Origin of the sequence: Lysinibacillus sp. FSL M8-0337, assembly GCF_038593855.1 — a bacterium.
Lineage (GTDB): Bacteria > Bacillota > Bacilli > Bacillales_A > Planococcaceae > Lysinibacillus > Lysinibacillus sphaericus_D.
Window position 1 is genome coordinate 2188370 of sequence record NZ_CP151996.1, and the last position, 20501, is coordinate 2208870.

The 20501-nt window shown below is 33.8% G+C and carries 19 protein-coding genes and 1 pseudogene; 4 read left to right on the forward strand and 16 right to left on the reverse strand.

The features are described from left to right. Positions 1 to 298 precede the first annotated feature (298 nt). The 8 genes and pseudogenes from MKY08_RS10385 to MKY08_RS10420 form a co-directional block, all read right to left on the reverse strand. Positions 299 to 1444 (reverse strand): DUF4179 domain-containing protein, encoded by a 1146-nt coding sequence (locus MKY08_RS10385; RefSeq protein WP_069512632.1) that lies wholly within the window; start codon positions 1442 to 1444, stop codon positions 299 to 301. Beyond that, positions 1441 to 2007: a sigma-70 family RNA polymerase sigma factor gene (locus MKY08_RS10390; RefSeq protein ID WP_069512631.1), complete on the reverse strand. Its 567-nt coding sequence runs from the start codon at positions 2005 to 2007 to the stop codon at positions 1441 to 1443. The genes MKY08_RS10385 and MKY08_RS10390 overlap by 4 nt, the downstream gene beginning before the upstream one ends. A gap of 410 nt (positions 2008 to 2417) precedes the next feature. Beyond that, positions 2418 to 2828 carry a hypothetical protein gene (locus MKY08_RS10395; RefSeq protein WP_069512630.1) on the reverse strand — a complete coding sequence of 137 codons (411 nt, stop codon included), beginning with the start codon at positions 2826 to 2828 and terminating at the stop codon, positions 2418 to 2420. Between the two features lie 124 nt (positions 2829 to 2952). Then, positions 2953 to 3795: pseudogene (locus tag MKY08_RS10400) on the reverse strand (tyrosine-type recombinase/integrase). A 382-nt stretch (positions 3796 to 4177) separates the two neighbouring features. Then, complete coding sequence (locus tag MKY08_RS10405; protein WP_069512629.1) at positions 4178 to 5656, reverse strand: anti-sigma factor; 1479 nt, start codon at positions 5654 to 5656, stop codon at positions 4178 to 4180. Beyond that, positions 5634 to 6176: an RNA polymerase sigma factor gene (locus MKY08_RS10410; RefSeq protein WP_069512628.1), complete on the reverse strand. Its 543-nt coding sequence runs from the start codon at positions 6174 to 6176 to the stop codon at positions 5634 to 5636. Before MKY08_RS10410 ends, MKY08_RS10405 begins: the two co-directional genes overlap by 23 nt. Positions 6177 to 6420: 244 nt before the next feature. Then, on the reverse strand, positions 6421 to 6942 hold the full coding sequence (locus tag MKY08_RS10415; protein WP_069512627.1) for a GNAT family N-acetyltransferase: 522 nt from the start codon (positions 6940 to 6942) through the stop codon (positions 6421 to 6423). 1319 nt (positions 6943 to 8261) lie between these two features. Next, positions 8262 to 8885, reverse strand: coding sequence for a CPBP family intramembrane glutamic endopeptidase (locus MKY08_RS10420; RefSeq protein ID WP_069512625.1), 624 nt, complete (start codon positions 8883 to 8885; stop codon positions 8262 to 8264). A 180-nt stretch (positions 8886 to 9065) separates the two neighbouring features. On the opposite strand from MKY08_RS10420, the gene MKY08_RS10425 reads away from it, so the two are divergent. Both MKY08_RS10425 and MKY08_RS10430 read left to right on the forward strand, forming a co-directional pair. Continuing rightward, positions 9066 to 9506 (forward strand): LytTR family DNA-binding domain-containing protein, encoded by a 441-nt coding sequence (locus tag MKY08_RS10425; protein WP_069512624.1) that lies wholly within the window; start codon positions 9066 to 9068, stop codon positions 9504 to 9506. A 4-nt stretch (positions 9507 to 9510) separates the two neighbouring features. Next, complete coding sequence (locus tag MKY08_RS10430) at positions 9511 to 9948, forward strand: DUF3021 domain-containing protein (RefSeq protein WP_081327990.1); 438 nt, start codon at positions 9511 to 9513, stop codon at positions 9946 to 9948. A gap of 631 nt (positions 9949 to 10579) precedes the next feature. On the opposite strand, the gene MKY08_RS10435 is transcribed toward MKY08_RS10430, so the two are convergent. The 3 genes from MKY08_RS10435 to MKY08_RS10445 form a co-directional block, all read right to left on the reverse strand. Beyond that, complete coding sequence (locus MKY08_RS10435; protein WP_069512623.1) at positions 10580 to 12436, reverse strand: alpha/beta fold hydrolase; 1857 nt, start codon at positions 12434 to 12436, stop codon at positions 10580 to 10582. A gap of 57 nt (positions 12437 to 12493) precedes the next feature. Continuing rightward, on the reverse strand, positions 12494 to 13060 hold the full coding sequence (locus MKY08_RS10440; RefSeq protein ID WP_069512622.1) for a TetR/AcrR family transcriptional regulator: 567 nt from the start codon (positions 13058 to 13060) through the stop codon (positions 12494 to 12496). Positions 13061 to 13433: 373 nt separating this feature from the next. Then, entirely contained in the window at positions 13434 to 15233 is a 1800-nt protein-coding gene (locus MKY08_RS10445) for a S9 family peptidase (protein ID WP_069512621.1), read from the reverse strand. A gap of 306 nt (positions 15234 to 15539) precedes the next feature. Between MKY08_RS10445 and MKY08_RS10450 the strand changes: the two genes are divergently transcribed. Beyond that, the gene (locus tag MKY08_RS10450) at positions 15540 to 15815 is read left to right on the forward strand and encodes a YqhV family protein (protein ID WP_024361739.1); all 276 of its coding nucleotides are present in this window, start codon (positions 15540 to 15542) and stop codon (positions 15813 to 15815) included. Positions 15816 to 16174: 359 nt separating this feature from the next. Here MKY08_RS10450 and MKY08_RS10455 read toward each other — a convergent pair whose 3' ends face one another. Beyond that, a complete protein-coding gene (locus MKY08_RS10455; protein ID WP_069512620.1) occupies positions 16175 to 16888 on the reverse strand; it encodes an SDR family oxidoreductase in 714 nt (237 codons plus the stop codon). A gap of 30 nt (positions 16889 to 16918) precedes the next feature. Then, positions 16919 to 17470 (reverse strand): NAD(P)H-dependent oxidoreductase, encoded by a 552-nt coding sequence (locus tag MKY08_RS10460; RefSeq protein ID WP_069512619.1) that lies wholly within the window; start codon positions 17468 to 17470, stop codon positions 16919 to 16921. Between the two features lie 322 nt (positions 17471 to 17792). Between MKY08_RS10460 and MKY08_RS10465 the strand changes: the two genes are divergently transcribed. Next, positions 17793 to 18131, forward strand: coding sequence for a helix-turn-helix domain-containing protein (locus MKY08_RS10465; RefSeq protein WP_069512618.1), 339 nt, complete (start codon positions 17793 to 17795; stop codon positions 18129 to 18131). Between the two features lie 384 nt (positions 18132 to 18515). Here MKY08_RS10465 and MKY08_RS10470 read toward each other — a convergent pair whose 3' ends face one another. Genes MKY08_RS10470 through MKY08_RS10480 form a run of 3 tightly spaced genes read right to left on the reverse strand, consistent with a single transcriptional unit; the run spans position 18516 to position 20499 of the window. Beyond that, the gene (locus tag MKY08_RS10470) at positions 18516 to 19334 is read right to left on the reverse strand and encodes a radical SAM protein (protein WP_069512617.1); all 819 of its coding nucleotides are present in this window, start codon (positions 19332 to 19334) and stop codon (positions 18516 to 18518) included. Between the two features lie 21 nt (positions 19335 to 19355). Further along, the gene (locus MKY08_RS10475) at positions 19356 to 19889 is read right to left on the reverse strand and encodes a methylated-DNA--[protein]-cysteine S-methyltransferase (protein WP_069512616.1); all 534 of its coding nucleotides are present in this window, start codon (positions 19887 to 19889) and stop codon (positions 19356 to 19358) included. After that, positions 19873 to 20499 carry a bifunctional transcriptional activator/DNA repair enzyme AdaA gene (locus MKY08_RS10480; protein ID WP_069512615.1) on the reverse strand — a complete coding sequence of 209 codons (627 nt, stop codon included), beginning with the start codon at positions 20497 to 20499 and terminating at the stop codon, positions 19873 to 19875. Before MKY08_RS10480 ends, MKY08_RS10475 begins: the two co-directional genes overlap by 17 nt. Positions 20500 to 20501 lie beyond the last annotated feature (2 nt).

Below are 20501 nucleotides of genomic sequence, written 5' to 3' on the forward strand. Positions count from 1 at the left end.
TATCCTTCTAAATTTTGTCGGCAGGACCCCCTATTGTAATTTCAATTGTTTGCGAAGCTCGTTGGAAAATTTTATTCTGTTTCTTCGCTTACTATATAATACCACAAATACCCAATTATTCTCTCTTCACTGGTAATTTCCATTACAATCATGTGGTCAATTGTTAAGTTTTTTGATAAGTGGACCATAAAAAGATTGATTATTTTGGAAAGCGAATCTTCAACTAACGCACCCGATTGCTGAATAAAACTAAAAGAACTGTCCTATTTAAAAAAGACAATCCTTTCAGTATTTTACGTTATTTCTTTAATTCAATAACGATATCTTCTAATACAAATTCTTCTTTTCCCTTACCTGACTTCTCTGGTAGTGTGATTTCCCTTTCAACTCCATCTTTCGATACTTCTACAGAACTATAATTATCGGAATTGTAATCTCTTAAGGTGATATGAGGAGATACTATGAGTTTCGTTGCATTCTCGTCTAATTTTTCAAAAGTTTTACTAAAACTCATATTATAAGAATCTGTACCTTTTCCTCCATTACCTTCACCTGAGTAGACATTTCCTAAATCATCTTTAATCTCTAATTCAACATCTACCCCATCCCACTTGTTGCTTATATTTTCTGAAACTATTTGGTCATAATAAACAATAAAGGACATTGGGTTGACGGATATTTTTTCTATATTTACTTTTACACCATTTCGTTCTGAACTACTGTCACTTAATTGCATTGTGCTATCAACAGCATTTAGACTAAAATCAAAATTCCAATCTCCTTTTATCTCTGTGTGATTATCGGGGTTCTGAATACTGTCAATATTCCATTTGATGTTAGCAATATCTAATGTTTTATCCTCCAGATTACTAACCGTTAGTATGCCTACATATTTATTTGTATCTATTTTTGTAGTTCTATCTGTTCCTCCCAGTGCATTCATCCCTTCTATTTTTGGTAAAGAAGTTCCTGCGTGTTTACCTAAATCTTGTTCACTTTCTATTGAATAGGTTAATGTTACTGTTTTCCCATCAAAGACAGCATCATTTACGGTTATTTTGATACCGTTACTTTCCTTCGTAAGATTGATTTCGTTCGAGAATTGCTTATAGTTATAATACAATCCTTTTTCTTCATCTTTAACATCATTACTGTCTATTGAGCTTTCAGTTCTTCCATTATCGAAAAATCGAAAAATATCTTCAATCACAGGGATGTTTTTAGCGTAAGCTGGAAATGTTAATCCAAAGGTTGTAGCTGATAAGCCGACTAAAATGGATGCTACCGCAACATTCTTTTTCCAACTCTGCATTTTTCTCTTTTTATTAATAGACTTTTTCAGTGTATTCTTTACTTTAGCTTTTTCAAGTTCACTAACTTCCATTTCTTCAAATTCATTTTCGTCTATGTTGATATCGTTTAGTAATTCATAAATGTCTTTCATATTCCATTCTCCTTTAACTTAAGGTTGGTAGCTTTTTGATTCAGTCTCTTTTTCCCTCTATAAATCCGATTATCTACTGAGGATTTGGTCAAACCAAGTTTTAATGAAATTTCCTCAGTAGATAATCCCAAGAAGAACTTCATGATGAAAATATCTCGTTCAATAGGCTCTAAATGATTGATTAACTTGATTAATTCAGTTCTGTCTTCTTGCATAATAAGTTTATCTTCTGCCGATTTTTCTACATTCAAATCTATATCATTGGAGGTGATTTCTACTTTCTTAGTCACCTTTCTGTAATAATCAATAGATTTAAACTTAGCAATTGCGCAAATCCATTTCTTGAAATCATCTAAATCTCCATGAAATTTCCCCGAATTCTTCCAGATAGAAAGAAAAATATCATTGATACATTCTTCTATGACACCTTTATTTTCAAGGGGAGTGAGAATTTTATATGTAATCCCCTTGATTAATGGCAAATATTTATCAACTATAAATTCCAAAGCATCTTCTTCTTGTCGCTTTAATCGCTGTATTAAATTTGTATCATTTGACGTCATTTAGCAATTCTCCTTATTTTTTGTAAAAGCCTTTACACTCTATACAACGTATTGAAAAAGTTTTTTTCTCACATTTACAATAAAATTCTTTAATTTAAGTGAGGTCCTTTGAGACTTTTTGTTAATTTATCAAATATGGAAGATATTCATTGAACAAAGACAATTAAAAAAGTCAACTTCTTAATGTGAAATTGACTTTTATACTAAAAATTCTTGTAGCGTAAAAACACATAGTGTTGGAGATATCTTTCCTAGAAAATAAACTTTTATTTAGTTAAGTTTGATTCAATCTTAAAGAAAATATATTTCTAAAAACTGAGAGACGCTCATTCAAGTATCTGCCCTTTAATAAAAACGAGCACTGATCCTTATTACAGAATCGCGCCCATTTGCGGATATATGAAAAATGTTTAACCCTCAACAAGCCCATAATATTTATAAAGTTTACCTTCTGATTCTACGAGTAAAATTGGTTCTCCAATTTCTTCTTTTTCTTTAACCGAAAAGACTTTTGCACCAACAGGCAATTTGTTCGACATTTCGTCTTTAAAGTTTGTATCTGTATCGTTTTTTGTTTTTATTGCTCCTACCTGCTCGCCTTTTATTAAGGTTAGTTTTTCAACCCAATCAATTCCAGTCTGATAAATCACTCCATTGAACTGAAATATATCGGCTTCGGGGTCTAATTTTAAAACCTCTTCTGCATTAGGATTTTCAGTTTCATGAACTTCTACTTTACCTTTATCCGATGAATTAGAACATCCGACAGCAGTTAATAAAACGAACATAACCAAACCCAAAAATAATCTTGATACTTTCATGTTATCCCTCCTCGGATTGTTAGACGGATAAAGGTTAATTAAGTTACCTATTTGTTCCATAAAGTGGCCCTATAACAAAAAAACACCCATTTCTACATGAGTATCTTAATTGAATGTAAGTTTTTTAAAAGTATTTACTGTATAAATCCTGTCTAAACTTTCCGCTTAGTTGAGCGTATATCTTTGTGATCTCACTCTTTTCATGACCTAGTAAACTTTGAATGACATCAATTGGAGCACCGTTATTAATCATATGCGTTGCATAGCTGTGTCGTAATTGATGCGGATGTATACTCTTCTTTATACTAGCTCGATTTGATATGCGCTTGATAATATATCTTAAATTATCGATGCTCATTCGCCTTTTTGGCCTTCTGTCCGTAATAAACAAACAAGGTTCCTTATCCTCTCGTTCATCTAAATACCTTTTTAACCAAATAGAACAGCGCGTATTAAAGTACACTTCCCTTTCTTTATCACCTTTCACTTGTACAATTACTGAATTCGTTTGAAAATCGATATCTTCTCGATTTAATTTTACAACTTCACCAATACGGCAGCCGGTTGAATACATAAACTCAAATAATGCTTTCTCCATCGTTGTTTGACAAGCTTCCCTTAGATGTTCTATCTCTAATTCTGAGAGAAACTTAGGAATCCTTTTACCTAATTTCGGCTCTTTTAATTTTGCTGCAGGATTTTTTAGAATATAACCTTCTTCATGTGACTATCTAAATAGTGATTTAATAAAACGAACCCTATGTCCTAAACTAGATGGCTTTAAGTGGTCTCCTGATCGTATTAAATATTCTTTTAATCTATCTGTATTAAATTCGTTCATATCAATATCACCAAAAAATCGCAATAATAGATTGTATTGAAAACAATATGTTTTTAATGTAAGTGATGAATATCCCTCGATTTTTTTATCCTGTTGATACTTTCTCCACGCTTCGGATAATAACATGTGTCTTTCACTCTCCCACCTATAAATCTATTAATTCTAAATTCTATTATGTTCAATGAAAGATTTTTTCAGACAAGGATATTCAAAAAACTAAAATTTTTGATAGTTTCGAACTCTAATTTAATCTAAAAGGCACTTTCCCTGTTTCCAGGAAAGCGCCCGATTGTTGAATAACGACATTTTTATTAATAACACGTAAATTCAAAAAGAATTAACAAGTAAAAAAGAAAGTGCTCTATTACTGAAGTATGTTAGAGTCATTTTTTAATATTATTTATCTCAGAAATTCTGTAACAACTATTCGTACAATAACAAAGAACCCAGCAATATTCAGCTAGATTCTTTTAGGTTTATGTGAAATGACCATTCTACCTGTTTTCAACTATTGTCGTAGATCAATCCACCAACGATCTTCTGCATTTAGATCTTCTGTTTTACCAGGGCCATAGCCAGAGAAATGGAAAGCATCTAAGAATATAGAGTCCAGTTTATCTTCATCGACAAAATAACCTAAGCTAATTTTCTTCGTTTCACCCGGTTTCATTGTACCGATATTATAATAAGATTTACCACTTCCATGAGGTTCTAGATAATCAACTTCACCAGACATAATAGTGCCTTCTGAGATTTCAACATTACTATTATAGGTCCATGAATTCCCCTCAGATTTAAGCACTTGTAGTGATGGATGCATGTAAATTTCCTTAGTTTCGTGTTTACCAGTATTTGTTACTGTTGTAGTTAAATAAACAAACTTTACATTCATTGATTGAGAATCTACTAATTCGTCGATAGTCTCTTTCCCGTTACCTAGTTTATATACATTACGTTTATATGGCACAAGGTTGTTTTCTTGATCCATTGCACCATAATGGTTTAGGGAATTTAATCCAGTTTCATTAAAGTTATCCTGATCGAAATCTTTAATCGAATCGTACACTTCAACCTTATCAACCGTATATTCTAAAGAGTCCACTTTATCGGTAGTACCATTACTTCCTTTAACTAATGATTCAATTGTTACTGGTACTATTTCACCTACATTGAATATTCTATCGCTATCTTTATTTAATGGGATTAATTTAGTTTCTTCTGATTGATTATCTTCTTTGTTAATATAAGCAATTGGCGATGCATTTTCCTCAGTTGTCGGTACAAGTGAAATATTTTCCAATACATCCATCATAACATCCTCATCTACATCAGAACCAACATAACAATCTACCATAATTCCCTCATTCTCAAATAAAAGATATACTTCTCTATAAAATACTTTATTTTCATTTCCTGTATCTTTATTAATAATTACTGCTTTCCTACCATTTATCTCTTTTTCTTCGTAATCAGTTGCGTAAAGTGCCTCGAATTCTGAGTCCCTCTCTATTTCCATAAGACTAAATGAAAAGCCACCCTGTGCAAAGTTATCTTTAAATGAAAATTTCAAACCACCTGTATTAGGAATTTCTTCCATATTTATTGGTAGATAATTAACTTGCAACTTATACCATTTATTCTCATTATTTTCACTAGCATATTCATCTTTATTATTTTTCCCTGTATTTGTAACGGAAATATCAACTTCATAATTTTGTTTTTGGACGATCATTTCATAGGCTTTTACTGCACCCAAAGCAGTAGTCGGAATTGCAATTAGTATACTTGCAACTGCAATTAATAGACGACGCTTTTTAGGCTTGTCCTTTGGTTGTTCTGATTTTGTTTTAATTTCCTCCAAAAATAATTTCCTTTTATGTTTATAGGTATCTGAAAATTCATGATGTCCTTCTAATCGTTCAAAATCATCTAAAGCAATTTTTTCAGCTAAATCATACATTGTTTTAGAGTCCTGTGAATTCGTCAATTTTTAGACCTCCTATCATATCATGTACACGCTTCCTAGCGCGTTCAAATTGCTTACGAACATTGGCTTCTTTTATTCCCATTAGCTTGGATATTTCCTTATACGACAGATTATAGAAAACTTTATACTTGAAAACCTGTCTATAAGAGTCACTTAATACAATTAATAACGTATCAATTTGATTTTCTGACATTACCCGCTGTTCCCACACTTCAACATTTTCATCTACAATTTCTAATGATTCTCTTTGATATTCTTCTAAAAGCTCTCCTTGACGCTTATTTTTTCGATAACTATCAATAGATTTGTTTTTTGCAATTCTTAAAATGTAAAGTTTAATCTCCTGAATATCCAAACTATTAAGTTTTTCTAGATTGTTATACAATGTGATAAATGTCTCTTGAACAACATCTTCAGCCTGCTGAACATTATTTAAAATTAAATAAGCAACAGAATAAATTTTTTGTTCATATATCTCGTATAATTCTTCCATTTTTTTATAATCTTGATTAATTTTCATATTATCCTCCTCTCACTTTATATAACGAACAGGTTAAACCAGTTGTGACACTTTAAAAGTTTTTGACTTAAATTTCACAATAATCACTATACAATTAAACAGATAGTTCTACAATTTGGCCTTATAATAGAAAAAGACCCTTTCCTTTATTCAAGGAAAGCGCCCGTTAATGGAATAACTGTAAAGCTTATGAAGCTTTTTTAAAAGCTGAGTTATATAAAGGTGAGATGATGTAATTCTATTACTACAAATCGGAGGATAACATTCCATATACAAAGCTATCAGTCCATTCATTTTTATTCCAATAATTTTGGATGAAATGGGCTTCCTTTCTCATACCTATTCGTTCACACAATTTTTGTGAAGCTGTATTCCGTGCATCAAGATTGGCTTGTATACGATGTACATTAAATTCACTAAATAATTTATTAACCAAACTACTAACTGCTTCTGTTGCCAAACCTTTTCCAGCTACTTCATTAGAAAAACCATAACCAATCTCTACAGTGTCTTTTATATCTGTATACCATACGGATAGATCACCAACTACTTTAGTCTCGTATACAACTGCCAAACTTAACTTTGATTCTTTAGTGAGTGCACTGTTTGCTAGCTTCTTATTAAATCTTTCCCGCATATCTTCTTGAGTCCATTTATTATGTAATAGGAATTTACATGTATCCTCATCATTATAAATAGCAAATACATCCTGTAAATCCGTACTCTTAAAAGGTCTAATTGTTAATCTTTCTGTTGTGAATTCCAAGTCAACTTTCCTCCCTTATATTCATTCTACAAAACATTTTTTCGTTAGTATGTAACCCCTCCTTCTTAGATTTTACTTGGATTACATATCATAGTAAATTAATATCCTTCTTCTTCTAAACTGCGCCGTTAGTTTAAGTACTTTTCTCGACAATCTCCACGTTCAATTAAATGGCCCTTTAATGGAAACGAGCGCTGATTCTTGTTACAGAATCGCGCCCGTTTGTGGAACAAGAAAATATCTTACCTATCTACACAGAAATTTGACCAAAATTTTTCACAAAAGATCAGACTTTATTATAAATCATCAAACTTTATTTCGAAGCCACACTAGAACAATATAGAGCATATTTTCGATTTGTTTTTTCGAAATTTCCGTTAGTATTGAAAATACGGAGAAGCTATTCGTTCTGCGGCAGGGGATTTCTTCAGGTAAAAATATTAAAAATAAATCTGAAAAGATGGCATAACTCACACGCCAACTGTATATAAGGTAGTGTGAAATAAATTTGAAAGGAGGAATAGGAGAATATGAACATTATTATTTCAGTGTTAGCACCAATATTTGTGCTTTTCGGACTTGGATTGTTGATAGTATCAGGCGTAATAGTAAATAGTAAGATTACTAATGCTAATAGACGGCCACAAAATCGTTGGGACTATCATCCATTTACAATGAGGACCGCAGTAGCATTAGTTTTTGCTTGTTCCGGTTTCTATGTTCTAATCATAACAGCGAGTATGGTTTTTAGTATAACGGCATAGAAAACAAAGAGGTCCTTTTTTAAGGGCTTTTTTTGTTGGGCAGGCTTTCAGCTCAACTGATAAGCATATCAACGCTAAAGCGTTGTGTCATTGTCGTTTCTCGCTTCCCTCTAAATCACAAACGAACGACAGACTGTAAGAAAGAGGGCCAGCCCCTTTCATATTCAGCTCGTTCTATTGCGATGGTTAATTCTTTGTAAAACACTGTATAATTTATATAAAAAAGTTTGATTATTTCCTACTGTTGATGTCCAACAATCGCGCCCTTTAATGGAATAACTAAAATATGGGCTTATTCCTAAAATCGCTTATAGCTTGTTGAACTAAATCACTCCGTTAGCCATCCACGTCGGGTAAAATCGACGCTTCATCACAGAAAATGAAAGATTACTCCGTTTTTTTTATGGGAATTGAAGAGCTTAGATTAAACAACTGAACCTCATAGGTCCTGAAAAAATTTCAAATTTGCTAACAGTGGTAAATTAAATAGCCTTTTCCCATAAAATTATTTAATATCGAGAGGCGAAATTACACCATTCCTCTCAATTATTACTATTAATTTTTACTTAGCTGCCATTTCCCTGAAATGGCAGCTAGCATCAACCATGGCTCTATTACCATATTGATTAGAATATGAGCTACAATTGGTGCAAAGGTGCTCCTTCCAGTATAAATATAGAGCATCGCAAGTAGACAACCTAAGATTGTCGTTGAAAGAATTGCTGGAAGCGCAATTTTCATCTCTCCTCGCAATAACACCCATGCGCCATGAGCAATTCCAAACGCAATTCCTGAGATTATTACTTGTGAAAGATTTGAAAATCCAATAGATAATACATACTCCATGAGCAAATGTCTAAATACGACTTCTTCTACTATTCCACTTACAATAGCAGCCCATATACCGATCAATTTTACCCAAGAAAATGTAAACAAATTGCTTTTTACTAAAGGTATTGCAGACATTGTATAGGAAATATACCCGATTACGATGAATGCAGTGAAAAACCACATAGGTAAGTTCAGGTGCAGTTCCAGTGAAGAGCCCAACCCATTCTCAACAAATTTTTTGGGATTAGTTACATACCAGTATATAACACTTAATGAAAGCATACTTGATATGCTTGCTAATATCCATCCTGCCTTTCTTCGCTCTTTTAGCGTTGTGATCTCGTTCATATTAACTGTCCCCTTATATTAAATTTATGTTTCTAAGGCTTAATATAACGACATCAAAGTTTAGCAACAATACGTTACATGTAACATGTCTTTATTGAAAGGTGAAATGCTTTTTATGAATGACAACCTGCATTTTTCAATTTGTAATTTATGGTATATTTTTATAGAGAGGTGATGGATATGAAGATAGACATAAAAATTGATCCACAAATTGATGAACCCTACATAACAATCTGCGTTTCTGAATTAACGCCAACTATACAGGCTGCAATCTCACTCTTACAACAAGAAGAACAACAAATTTTAACAGGGACCGCTAACAATAAAGTACATATTATCGAGCCTAATTCTGTAATAGCTATTAGGACGGAAGGCAAAGATTTAGTACTATATAGCGACGATGGTAATCGTGTACTTATGAATAAACCTTTGTATGAGTTAGAGCAGCAACTAGGAGAAGGATTTATTCGGATTTCTAAATCTGCCATCATTAATCCTAGAAAAATCAGAAATATTGAAGCTTCCTTTAATGGCACAATGGAAATCGAGCTTACTTTAGGAATAAAAGAAGTCATTTCACGCAATTATAAAAAATCATTTAAAGAGCGCTTGGGGGTATAAGTACATGAACTTTTTCAAGAATTTATGGTTCGGAATAAGTATGGGCTGTACAGTTTTTGTTTTTGTAAATCTTATTGGATATTGGTTGAAAGGGGCTTTGTTTTTAGAAGCTGTTATATCTAATTTTCCACAACAAGTTATCGGATCAGTTACTGTTGGCATTGCCTGTATACTACCTTCATACCTCTATAGAACAGAACGTTTAACATTTTTACAACAAAGTGCTTGTCATTTTTTTATCGCTATAGGGACCTTTATAGCTGTCGCCTTTTCTTTAAAATGGCTTCCAACATTTTCGATAAAACTAACGATTCTATTGTTACTATTTAATGTATTAATTTTTGCACTAGTTTGGCTGTTATTTTATTTTTATAGTCAATCGGAAGTAAAAAAAATGAAGCAGAAAATCATTGTTCATACAGACAGTAGTAATAATCAATAGATTTCTTTGATAGAAATTCATTATTTAAAGAGGCTAATCAACATAACAAGCCTCTTTTGTATTCAAGTCTACTTTTCCGTATATTTTCATTCATTTTCAAACGACTTAAATTAAACAGCCTCCATCTTTATCCCCTACTAACTATTCTTCGGCTCATACAGCTATAACTGTATGAACCGAAGATTATTCAACAAACCTGACCCGTTAGTTTAAGTGAGAAACTTCACAATCTCATTCTGAATTTTAACAACAATATCAAATTCCGTTGAAAATGTTCCTCCACAATCTGGCCCGATTGTTGAACATTTGTTAGATAACACTATTCACCTAAACTGCCGTTAGTTGAATAACAGTACTCCAATGAATCCGTTTAAAAAGCATCTGGTAAATGGTGCTCTATATCTTTTCTAAATGCTTCAACTGATGTAATTTACTAATTTTCAAAATAATATTAGAGCTATGAGACGTATCGAGATTCAGAAACGCGTACCGTTGCCCATCTCGATTACTCTCCCAGCGCATAATAAAAGTCTTTATTCTTTGTCAAGATAAGGGTAATTACCTGCCATGCGTAAAGAGCAATACTTTGTTCAATTCGCATTTTACTACCTCAGGATACTGATATACACTCTTATCTGTTAGTACTACTATTTTTTATTACCAAATTAGCCGTTTCACTCGGATGGTTAAGAGGAAAATGATGTCCATATGGAACAAAATCAACCCTACCAAGATGCGAAGGAGCAGAATAGCCTCTGTCATAATCCCCCCAAATAATGTGAAGATTATACTTTGTTACTTCATTGAAATCACCTTGATCGTTTTTCAATAGTAAACTGTTAAGCTGAACCGTAGTATTTAAAATTCTAGGAGAGGTAAAACTGTTACTTATTTTTTCAATATAATGTTCAGGGATGTTCTCCTTACTTTCAAATAAACCATTACTTAATAAATAACGCTCTATCAAATTAGTAGTTGCCAATTTCAATGTCCATTTGTTCATAAATTGAGGAACATTTATCGATTTAGCATTTTTTTTAGCAACAGGTGGCTGAAGTAAAGTAATTGTATACTTCTTATCTATGTACTTTTGTACTAATGCTTCTAAAAGAATATACGCACCAAATGAATGGCCAATTAGATGGGCACCATTAGTAGCTTTCTCCAATAACTGTTTCAATACATTCAAATAGATATTTAAAAGGTTTTTCTCTCGTTTAAAAGGAGAACGTCCCAAACCTGGAAGGTCCATGATCCATACAGGTCGACCTGTTTTTTCATGAAGCTCTTTCCCTAAAGGAAATAAATCCTCTCCATCACTTAATAAACCATGTAATAAAATAAACGGTTTACCCTCTCCTTGTGATTGGTAAATGGTAGTATTATTACATAATGTTCGTTTAAATAAATGACTGTTTTGGCCATTTTGATACATCATGCGATAATCCAGATCAGCTATTACGGCTGGTAAAAATTTCATTACATTTGTTTCCTTAAACCAATCTTCTCCCATCATCTTTTTCGCTGAACCATTTGAAAATGTTCGATTTGTAATAAAGTTTAACCCATCAGCAGGAATTTGGGTTATTTTGCTTACGCCACTATTCATAAGTGCTTTCATAAATGGCAATGGGGCAGAGATTTTAGGTGCAGTCATATTCATACTTTCTGACATAGCATCTAATAATTCTGAAACATTCTGATCATGTTGTTTATCGTCAACAAGTGTATATGTTTGTATAGTTGGTTGCTCCAATTTGAAAACCTGCACAATAAACTTTGCTAGTTCATCGTTTGCAATAAGAGGTAATCTATATTTCTTACCACCAGGAATCACTGGCAGGAGCCCTTTTCGCATACTCATCACAAGCAAGCCTAATCCTTCTGTTTGCTCCGTATTCCCTGTTTTACTACTGCCAACTACAGTTGGTGGATTAATTACTGAAAGCGGATAACCTACTGTTGATGCCTGCTGACGGATATAAAGATCTGCTAAAAACTTTGTTCTCTCATACGGATTTTTTATTTTCAAAAAATTGTTTCCTTCTTTAAACACATCTATCGCAATCTTGCTATTTTTATCATCAAAGGGACTCATATAGCCTACAACATGAATAAATTGTTGCAATCCCTTCGATTGATGAATATTTTTAGCAAATTCACTAATATGTTTGGCACCATTCAAAAATACGGAAGCTGCCTCTTTGCTTGTCGCTTGAATATCCATGGGGCCTCCTGCGTGAATAATCACATCCGTTTTCAATACCCATTCCTTATCTTCAGCACTTAGACCTAAGTCTATTTTCGTCAAATCACCTTCAATAAAGTGCATAACTGCCTCATTTAAGATGCCTCTTTCTTGATAAATACGTGTTGCTTTACTTTTCGATCTCACTAATAGAAGAATTGTTACTTGCTCTTTGGCTAATTCCTTCACTAATTCCTTTCCAATAAAACCTGTTCCGCCAGTTAAAAATACTGTTCTCATATAAATCCTCCTTTTAGTACTATGTAGTACTAATTTGATGTAAAAAAAATGCTTCTTTTATCGAAGCAAGTTAAACAAATGATCTGCTGTTTTCATGATTACAGTTGCATCCTTCAGTGTTTCTGAAATAAATAGCGCTCCTTCAAGATTTGTAATAAAAAGAGATGCAACCTCGTCAATATTAATTGTCTTTTTAAATTCACCGTTCTCTACCCCTTGTTTAAGTAATAGAGAAACTTTCGTTTGTAATCCTACAAAAAAAAGACCTATTTTTTCTTTTACTTTTGAGGCATTTGTAGGGCTTTGAATATAAAGCGTAATAAATGGACAGCCCCCCTTATATTCTCTCGTCTGTACTCCTTGTGATAATTGCTTTAAAAACAGTTGGATACGATCTTCAACTAATAATTGGTTTTGAGATAGTAAGCCATCAATTGCAGATTGATACATTTCAATCCAATAACTGACGACCCCATCCAACAATTCTTCCTTATTAGAAAAGTGATAATACACATTAGACTTTGAAACTTTGCTTACACGAACTAATTCATCCATGCTTGTATAAGCAAACCCTTTTTCTAAAAATAATGTTGCAGCTACTTCAATCACACGTTTTTGATTCATTAATTTTCCTTTTGTCATAATTAGTACTATATAGTACTAGAGTGGATGTTGCAAGTATTTTTGTAAGTTTAATAAAAAATTTGATTAAAAAAGCTATACTTTAATTGATTTTACTGCTAAAAATTAATGTCATTATGAACAAAGTTGAACTGAACCCCAAAACAGTTGCACTAGCACATACAATGTTCTCTTTTGCCCTTTTAAACGGACGATAAATGAAAAAAGACTAGGTTCTCTACAGATTGTAGGTTCTAGTCTTTTTAAACTTCAACTAATATTTCCATCAACTTACACACCCATTATTTGAAGAAGGAATTTTTAATACGCTCTTTGTTTTCTTCACAGGTGGGCTTCTTTTCCATAATACGTATCATTATGCGTTCACTTTAGATTCAACGAACTGATTCAAAAATGACAGGATTTTTTGATATACAGCAATTTCATTTTCTTTTTTAGAGAACCCATGTCCTTCGTCTTCAAGAAGCATATACTCAACCTCGCGCCCTTTATCTTTTAAAGCCTGTACGATTTGATCAGATTCCTCTTTTACAACACGTGGGTCATTGGCTCCTTGGATAACCAGCATTGGTTTCACCATGTTTTCTAGATAAGTAATTGGTGAGTATTCAATGAGTTTTTGCTTGTCTCTTTCAGGGTTTCCTACCCATTGATCCATAATTGGCTTCCAGTCTTCAGGAACTGAGTTGATAAATGAGAACAAATCAGATGGACCAAATATATCCACCACGGCTTTGAAATAATCAGCGTGTCTACCGTGGAGCAATAATGCCATGTATCCTCCATAACTTCCGCCCATCAATAAAATATTGCCTTTTACTGCGTAATCATTTTCAATGAGCCAGTCGAGACCAGCTACATTATCAAGTCTTGGACTGTGTCCCCAATCTCCCTCTACCATTTTTGTAAAAGCCAATCCATAGCCTGTTGACCCACGGAAATTCGGAGCAAAAATGCTATACCCATTATTTAAAAAGAATTGGAAGGAAGCTCTAAAAAATTTGCGCTCTGCAGCTTGCGGACCACCATGCGGCCAAAAAATGATTTCACCATTATCATTTTCCTTTTTAGCTTTGAAAAATAAGGCTTCTATTTCAAGTCCATCAAAGGAAGAATACGTAATCACATCTGGTTCCACTAATTCGCTTTGATCTACACCTGGAACTGTGTATTCGGTTAAAGATGTCCATTCATTTTCCTTCAATTGATAAATATTGTGAGGCTTCGTCGCACTTCTTCCTAATAAATACAACGTACCGGATTTTGTGACGATAAGTTTTTCAATAATACTGCATGGTGAATGTAGTTCTTCCCAATTATTCGATAGCAAATCATGCTTGTACAAATGATCTTCTACACCTTTTTCACTGATGACATACAGACAATGCTTTTCTTTGTTATATTTCAACGTAGTAAAGCTCTCATTCTCTAAATCTTTTAATTTTACAAACTCATTTGTCTCTAAATTATAGGAAGCCAAATACGTAAAATCTGCATTGTAATTTGTTAATAAATAGATGAGTTTATCGGATACAAACACTGCGCCACTGACCGTATGTTGCTGATCTGTTGGCGGTGTTAGGAGAATATGTTCCTCTCCTCGTTTAGCGTATAGTAGTTTATACGTATTAGAAAAATGTTTATAGTAGAGGGCTAACTCTTCATTCGGGCTAAAATCGAGTAAAAAAGTGGGCGCATCTTTTCCCACAAGAACTGTTTTTTTCTCACCTGTCACCAAGTCATAGACATATGAATTTAAATACGTTGGATTTCCTTTCGAAGATGTATAATAAAGCTTGTTGCCATCTTCAGATAAAATGGGCACAGAATTGCGAGTTCCTTCTTCATAAATAATTTTTTTCATTGTTCCACCTTGAAGTGGCATTCCATAAAATTGCGTATTTTCGTTTCCATTCTTGTCAAAACCGGCAATGATGAACCGTCCTTGCTTATCATAGAGAAGACCTTGACAACTTTGGTCAATGAAAGTAAGTTGCGACGGGAACGTATTTGGTAAATTCATCGCCCATAAATTATACTTGCCACTTAAATTTGTACTGAAAACTAGCTGTTTTTCATCTGGACTAACCGCAAAATCACCAATCGAAAATGTACGTAAAAACTGTTCTACATCTGGTTTAGAGAAAGATATCATATTCAACACTCTCCTTACTTAATTTAAATTATGAGAAAAGTCTGTCTTTTTATAAAATATCATGATTACACTTCAATGTATAATATATGATAAGAAAATGTACTATATGCCTGCATCCTTTAAAATTACTATCTTTTCGATGGATTCTATTATATGTACCTCTACTAATTCATACTATAAAGCATATTAAAACAAGAATACTTGATTCTGATCATACATACATTGATGTTAGTTCTTTGAAACAGAATTCTACAATTAGACTAAAGTGGATTTATAAGATATGTTAATATTATCTATAAAGATAGGATGATGACCATTATTGAAAAATCGGTTCTTGCTATGGTTATTTTACGTGTATTGTCTGGAAGTATTGAAGTAAGTGCTGGATTGTTGATGCTAAAGTTGAATAATTTAGAAAAAGCATTCTATATTAATACAATGCTTGCATTGGTTGGTCCAACAGTTTTAATCGTAACGACAGCGATTGCATTATTTGGACTAGCTGATAAAATTCCTGTGGCGAGAATCATTTGCCTATTTACTGGAATTACACTTATCATTGTTAGCTCACATATTAAGTAATAGAGACATTCCATTCTAAATCTTTGTTATTTATTAGCCTTCTTGAACAATATCTATTGAATATTCTTCATAAGAAGAATGGTCAATAGTTTGCTGTAGCGTGTCACACGCTACTTTTTTTATGTAAAAGTCACCTCTACCTTGTCAATTTGAGACTGAGTGTATCGTACGCAATTATTCTGTTGTGAAGTTGGTGCTTATAATCGTCCACAAACTGTTGTAAAAAAGAACACTAATTAAACACCTCCACGTTGATTTGATATGTACAATACCCGTCAGTCAACGCGAAAGGTGTTTTATTTGTTAGGTCAGTTATAGTTCTACAAAAGTTTGTTTAGGAGATATATTCTGCTGCTGTCTTAAGTTAACATGTGACCGCCTTCTACATGAAGAACTGTTCCAGTCACGAAACTATTTTGTAGCAAGTATAGTACGCTTTGTGCAACATCATCAGCTCGCCCTATTCGTTTCACAGGGAGTTTATTTTCAACTGTATTATAGAAGTGCTTACGTGCTTCTTCTGGCATTTTGCTACGGGAAGGTGTATCAATTATACCTGGTGAGACGATATTTACTCGGATAGGAGCAAGTTCTAATGCCAGAGTCTGGCCTAAATTCGATATAGCCGCATTGACTGCGCCTAGTATTGCCGAGCCAACCATAGCCTTGTAGGCTACAACTCCAGAAAATAAAATAATTGAACCGTTTGATGAAATGTTAGAAGCACCGTACTTTGCTGCATAATATTGTCCCCAAAATTTGTTTTCAAACAATTTTTGGGCTTGTGCTGTATCCGTTTGGAGGAATGCCCCGCCCGATGTTTCTGCCGCGCTTACAACTAGATGATCGAACTGGCCAATCTTTTCAAAGAAAGATTGTACTTGCTGTTCTTGCGTTGTATCTAGAATATAAGTTGTTGCCCTAACTCCTAGTTGTTCTTTTGCCTTCTGCAATTTCTCTTCGGAGCGGCTGGCAATGATTACTTCTGCCCCTTGCGCTACTAACTGTTTAGCTGATGCTAAACCAATCCCAGAACTTCCGCCGATAATTACAACTTTTTTATCTTTTAACATGTTTTTCTCCCCTTATTCGTTTACATAAATTTAAAAATTCAATATCTCTTGCAGGTGTAAATCAAGTTCGGATAAAAACTTTTCAATCTTTGGATTTTTGACTACATCATAACAAGAGAAACTCTTTAATGGTTTCATTCCGAGAAATTTCTGTATAAGATGTAAATGCATTATTGCATCTTCTAGGGTATTCCCTTCAAAAAATTCACTTGGATTGTTAAATGCTTTTTCAGGGGCATTCCAGGTAAGCGAAAACATATATTTCTTTTCAGTCAACAATCCACCTTTCCCATACTCATCAGCACCCCTAAAAAATAAACCATAGGCATATACTTCATCCATATACGTCTTCAATAAGCCGGGGACACTGAACCAATAGATAGGTGTTTGATAAATGACAATATCAGCCCATATAAATTTTTGTTGTTCTTCTTCGATTTTATATCCGTTTTGAATAATTGTTGTTTTTACATTGTTCTTTTCTTCTAAAAAACTAACCATTTTGTTCATCAATGTTTGGTTCAAATTCCCCTCAGCTGAACTATATTTCTGATGACCGTTAATAATAAGTATATTTTTCATCTTTATCTGGCTCCTTCAATTCTGTTATCTCTTAAAACAAACCTAGTGTCTTGCCAATGTTCTACTAACCGTTTGCTACAGCGGGAAAAATCCCTTAGTGTTGTACAAATAGTAATAGCAACGGTAGCTTATTTCGTTGATTTCTGACAATAATTTTGAGCACCTCCTCAATTAAGGATGAGATTAACAAATACAATGATATTATAAATATAGTAACTTCCTTTTGGGAAGTAGTGATATTTTATTCATTAAGTTTCTGAAAGTATACTATTGTGCTATGATGAGGTAAATTGCTCAAAAATTTTTAGGGAGGATGTTTTAAATGAGTGTGATTGAGCCAGTAGTGTTGACCAAAGGAGTACCAGGTGAGGCTTGCCCCATTGCGAAAACACTTGATGTAATTGGGACTAAATGGACTTTTTTAATTATTCGCGATTTACTTATAGAAGGAACAATGCGGTTCAGTGACCTATTAAAATCTATGGATGGAATTAGTCCGAAAACACTTTCCCTCCGTCTTAAAACACTAGAAGATCATGGGATTTTGATTAAAAAGGTTTTCCCAGAAGTTCCCCCTCGTGTGGAATATACGTTAACAGACAAAGGAAAACTGTTGGAAGGTGTTTTCATTGAATTAAAGCGATTTGGATTAAATTTATAAATAGTTTAAATAAGTCATGCTTTACATTTTGGTATGTTAATATATTGTAAAAAAAGTCGAACATACAAATTTGTATGTTCGACTTTTTAATGCACTATATGATGCTCCACAATCCGCTTGGACCCATTTCCATACTTTCGATAACTAGAAAGTTGTGACAAAAGTAATTATATTAGGGTAGATTACTACACATTGCTTTTACGGATTTTCCCATAAAAATTACACTGTAAAACGTATCGAGATTCAACCACACATACAGTTGCCCATCTCGATAGCTCTCACAGCGCACAAGCATCGTTTCTGTAAAATTCAGCAAGGATGCTTGCAATGGTTGTTCCGTTATTTGCAAAGCATCCATTTGCTATAGCCAATGCGCAATTATTTTTACGGCTCAAATCCTGCTTGACTTAGATAAACATCACTTTCTGGAAAGGTTTTAATAAATCGATTATAGACATTATTAATTACATGTGATCCGTACCAATCTTTTAAACCAAGTTGGGCATATTTCTCCTCCATGCCAAGTTTTCTTGTGCGATTTCCACCACTGCCATCTCCTAAAAAGTAGTCATCCAAACATATTCGATCGACGAATGGTTTCAATTTCTCTGGAAAATATTCCCCACTTGGTAAAATGGGGGCTATAGCCACTTGGGTCGGGATTCCGTTGGCTGCTAATGTTTCTAATGTCTTAAAACGCGCCTGAATTGGTGGTGCATCTGGCGTAAAATGTTTACGTATTGTTTCGGAATCTGTCTCAATCGTTATACTTACTCGAACTTTCTCTTTAAATTGTTGTAGCAAATCAATATCACGGCTTACAAGTGGGCTTCTAGTCTGTACTAAAAGGAAGTTTGGGGGATCTGCGACCATCACTTCTAGTAAGGACCTTGTCACTTTTTCCTTATGCTCGATTGGTTGATAAGGATCTGTACTTGATGACATAAAAATGGTTACATTTCCTTTAGCTTTGGCGCGCTGAAGCTCCTTTTTTAATAAATTTGCAGCTCCGTTTTTTATATCGACCCAATTGCCCCATTCACCATCTCGAAAAAGTGCAACAGGCAATGCTCGGACATAACAATAGGAGCACCCAAATGAACAGCCAGTATAAGGATTTAGTGAATGCGTATATCCAGCAAGAAAGCCAGTTCCTTTATTCAGAATCGTTTTTGGATTTTTATAGAATAATTCACTTTTCATCCCGGTCCCCTCCATTCATAATCACTCGTAGCTAGTTGAAGTTCGCTTTTCTAAATCTAGGAGCTGTATCTTCATTGCTAATCCTCCCCGATAGCCTGTTAATGAGCCATTCTTGCCAATTACACGATGGCACGGTACAGTAATTAATACTGGATTGGCTCCAATCGCCGTGCCAACTGCACGAACAGCTGCTGGCTTATTAATAGCATTGGCAATTTCGGAATAGGATTTCGTCTGTCCATAAGGAATATCACAAAGTGCATTCCACACTGCTATCTGAAATGGTGTCCCTACATAATCAAATGGCATAGTAAATGTTTTTCGCTTTCCTTCTAGGTATTGAATCAATTCAACAATATAGGGTTCTAGCTTTTTATTATCTTCAATTAGTGGACTTTCTGGAAAGCGCTTCTTAGACCACTCGATTAACTCATCGAATGAGCTGTTCTGTGAACTTACATACACTAACCCTTTTGAAGTGGAAGCAATATAAAAATGCCAATCTTCAAACGTTAGTAAAGACCAATAAAGCGTTGTTTTATTGTTTGTTACCACTATCTTTTCCTCCAGTTATATGCATTTGTCGAAATTGAGAAGGTGTCAATCCTGTTTTCTTTTTAAATAACGTAATAAAATAAGGCGTATTCATCATTCCTACACAAATGGCAATATCTCCAATGGCTTTATTTGTCTGCATTAATAATTGTTTAGCCTCATGTACGCGAACTTGTTGTATATATTCAACAGGTGTTATACCCTTAATTTTTTTAAATGTGCGATGCATATGATAGGGACTCCCATGGCAAATTGTGGCTAACGATTCTAAGGTTAATTTTTCTGTGTAATTTTTATCAATGTAGGCAGTAATTAGCTCAACCCATTCGCTATCAGGCAATTTTTCATTCGTTGGCTTGCAACGTTTACAAGGCCGAAAATTTGCACGTAGAGCTTGTTCTGCGTTTTGAAAAATGCAGACATTTTCTTTTTTCGGGACGCGCGATTTACAAGATGGTTTACAGAATATCCCTGTTGATTTTACAGCATAGAAAAATTGATGATTATACGTTGGATCATTATTAATTATAGCTTGCCACTTTTCATCTGTTATCTGTTCCATATCATTTGAAGTTTTATCATGACACTCGTGATTGAACCTATCTAGCATTA

Bases quoted from the DNA above. Each gene is read 5' to 3' on its own strand.
- MKY08_RS10385 (WP_069512632.1), bottom strand. From the start codon at position 1,444: ATGAAAGACATTTATGAATTACTAAACGATATCAACATAGACGAAAAT.
- MKY08_RS10390 (WP_069512631.1), bottom strand. From the start codon at position 2,007: ATGACGTCAAATGATACAAATTTAATACAGCGATTAAAGCGACAAGAA.
- MKY08_RS10395 (WP_069512630.1), bottom strand. From the start codon at position 2,828: ATGAAAGTATCAAGATTATTTTTGGGTTTGGTTATGTTCGTTTTATTA.
- MKY08_RS10410 (WP_069512628.1), bottom strand. From the start codon at position 6,176: ATGAAAATTAATCAAGATTATAAAAAAATGGAAGAATTATACGAGATA.
- MKY08_RS10420 (WP_069512625.1), bottom strand. From the start codon at position 8,885: ATGAACGAGATCACAACGCTAAAAGAGCGAAGAAAGGCAGGATGGATA.
- MKY08_RS10425 (WP_069512624.1), top strand. From the start codon at position 9,066: ATGAAGATAGACATAAAAATTGATCCACAAATTGATGAACCCTACATA.
- MKY08_RS10430 (WP_081327990.1), top strand. From the start codon at position 9,511: ATGAACTTTTTCAAGAATTTATGGTTCGGAATAAGTATGGGCTGTACA.
- MKY08_RS10435 (WP_069512623.1), bottom strand. From the start codon at position 12,436: ATGAGAACAGTATTTTTAACTGGCGGAACAGGTTTTATTGGAAAGGAA.
- MKY08_RS10440 (WP_069512622.1), bottom strand. From the start codon at position 13,060: ATGAATCAAAAACGTGTGATTGAAGTAGCTGCAACATTATTTTTAGAA.
- MKY08_RS10445 (WP_069512621.1), bottom strand. From the start codon at position 15,233: ATGATATCTTTCTCTAAACCAGATGTAGAACAGTTTTTACGTACATTT.
- MKY08_RS10450 (WP_024361739.1), top strand. From the start codon at position 15,540: ATGATGACCATTATTGAAAAATCGGTTCTTGCTATGGTTATTTTACGT.
- MKY08_RS10455 (WP_069512620.1), bottom strand. From the start codon at position 16,888: ATGTTAAAAGATAAAAAAGTTGTAATTATCGGCGGAAGTTCTGGGATT.
- MKY08_RS10460 (WP_069512619.1), bottom strand. From the start codon at position 17,470: ATGAAAAATATACTTATTATTAACGGTCATCAGAAATATAGTTCAGCT.
- MKY08_RS10465 (WP_069512618.1), top strand. From the start codon at position 17,793: ATGAGTGTGATTGAGCCAGTAGTGTTGACCAAAGGAGTACCAGGTGAG.
- MKY08_RS10470 (WP_069512617.1), bottom strand. From the start codon at position 19,334: ATGAAAAGTGAATTATTCTATAAAAATCCAAAAACGATTCTGAATAAA.
- MKY08_RS10480 (WP_069512615.1), bottom strand. From the start codon at position 20,499: ATGCTAGATAGGTTCAATCACGAGTGTCATGATAAAACTTCAAATGAT.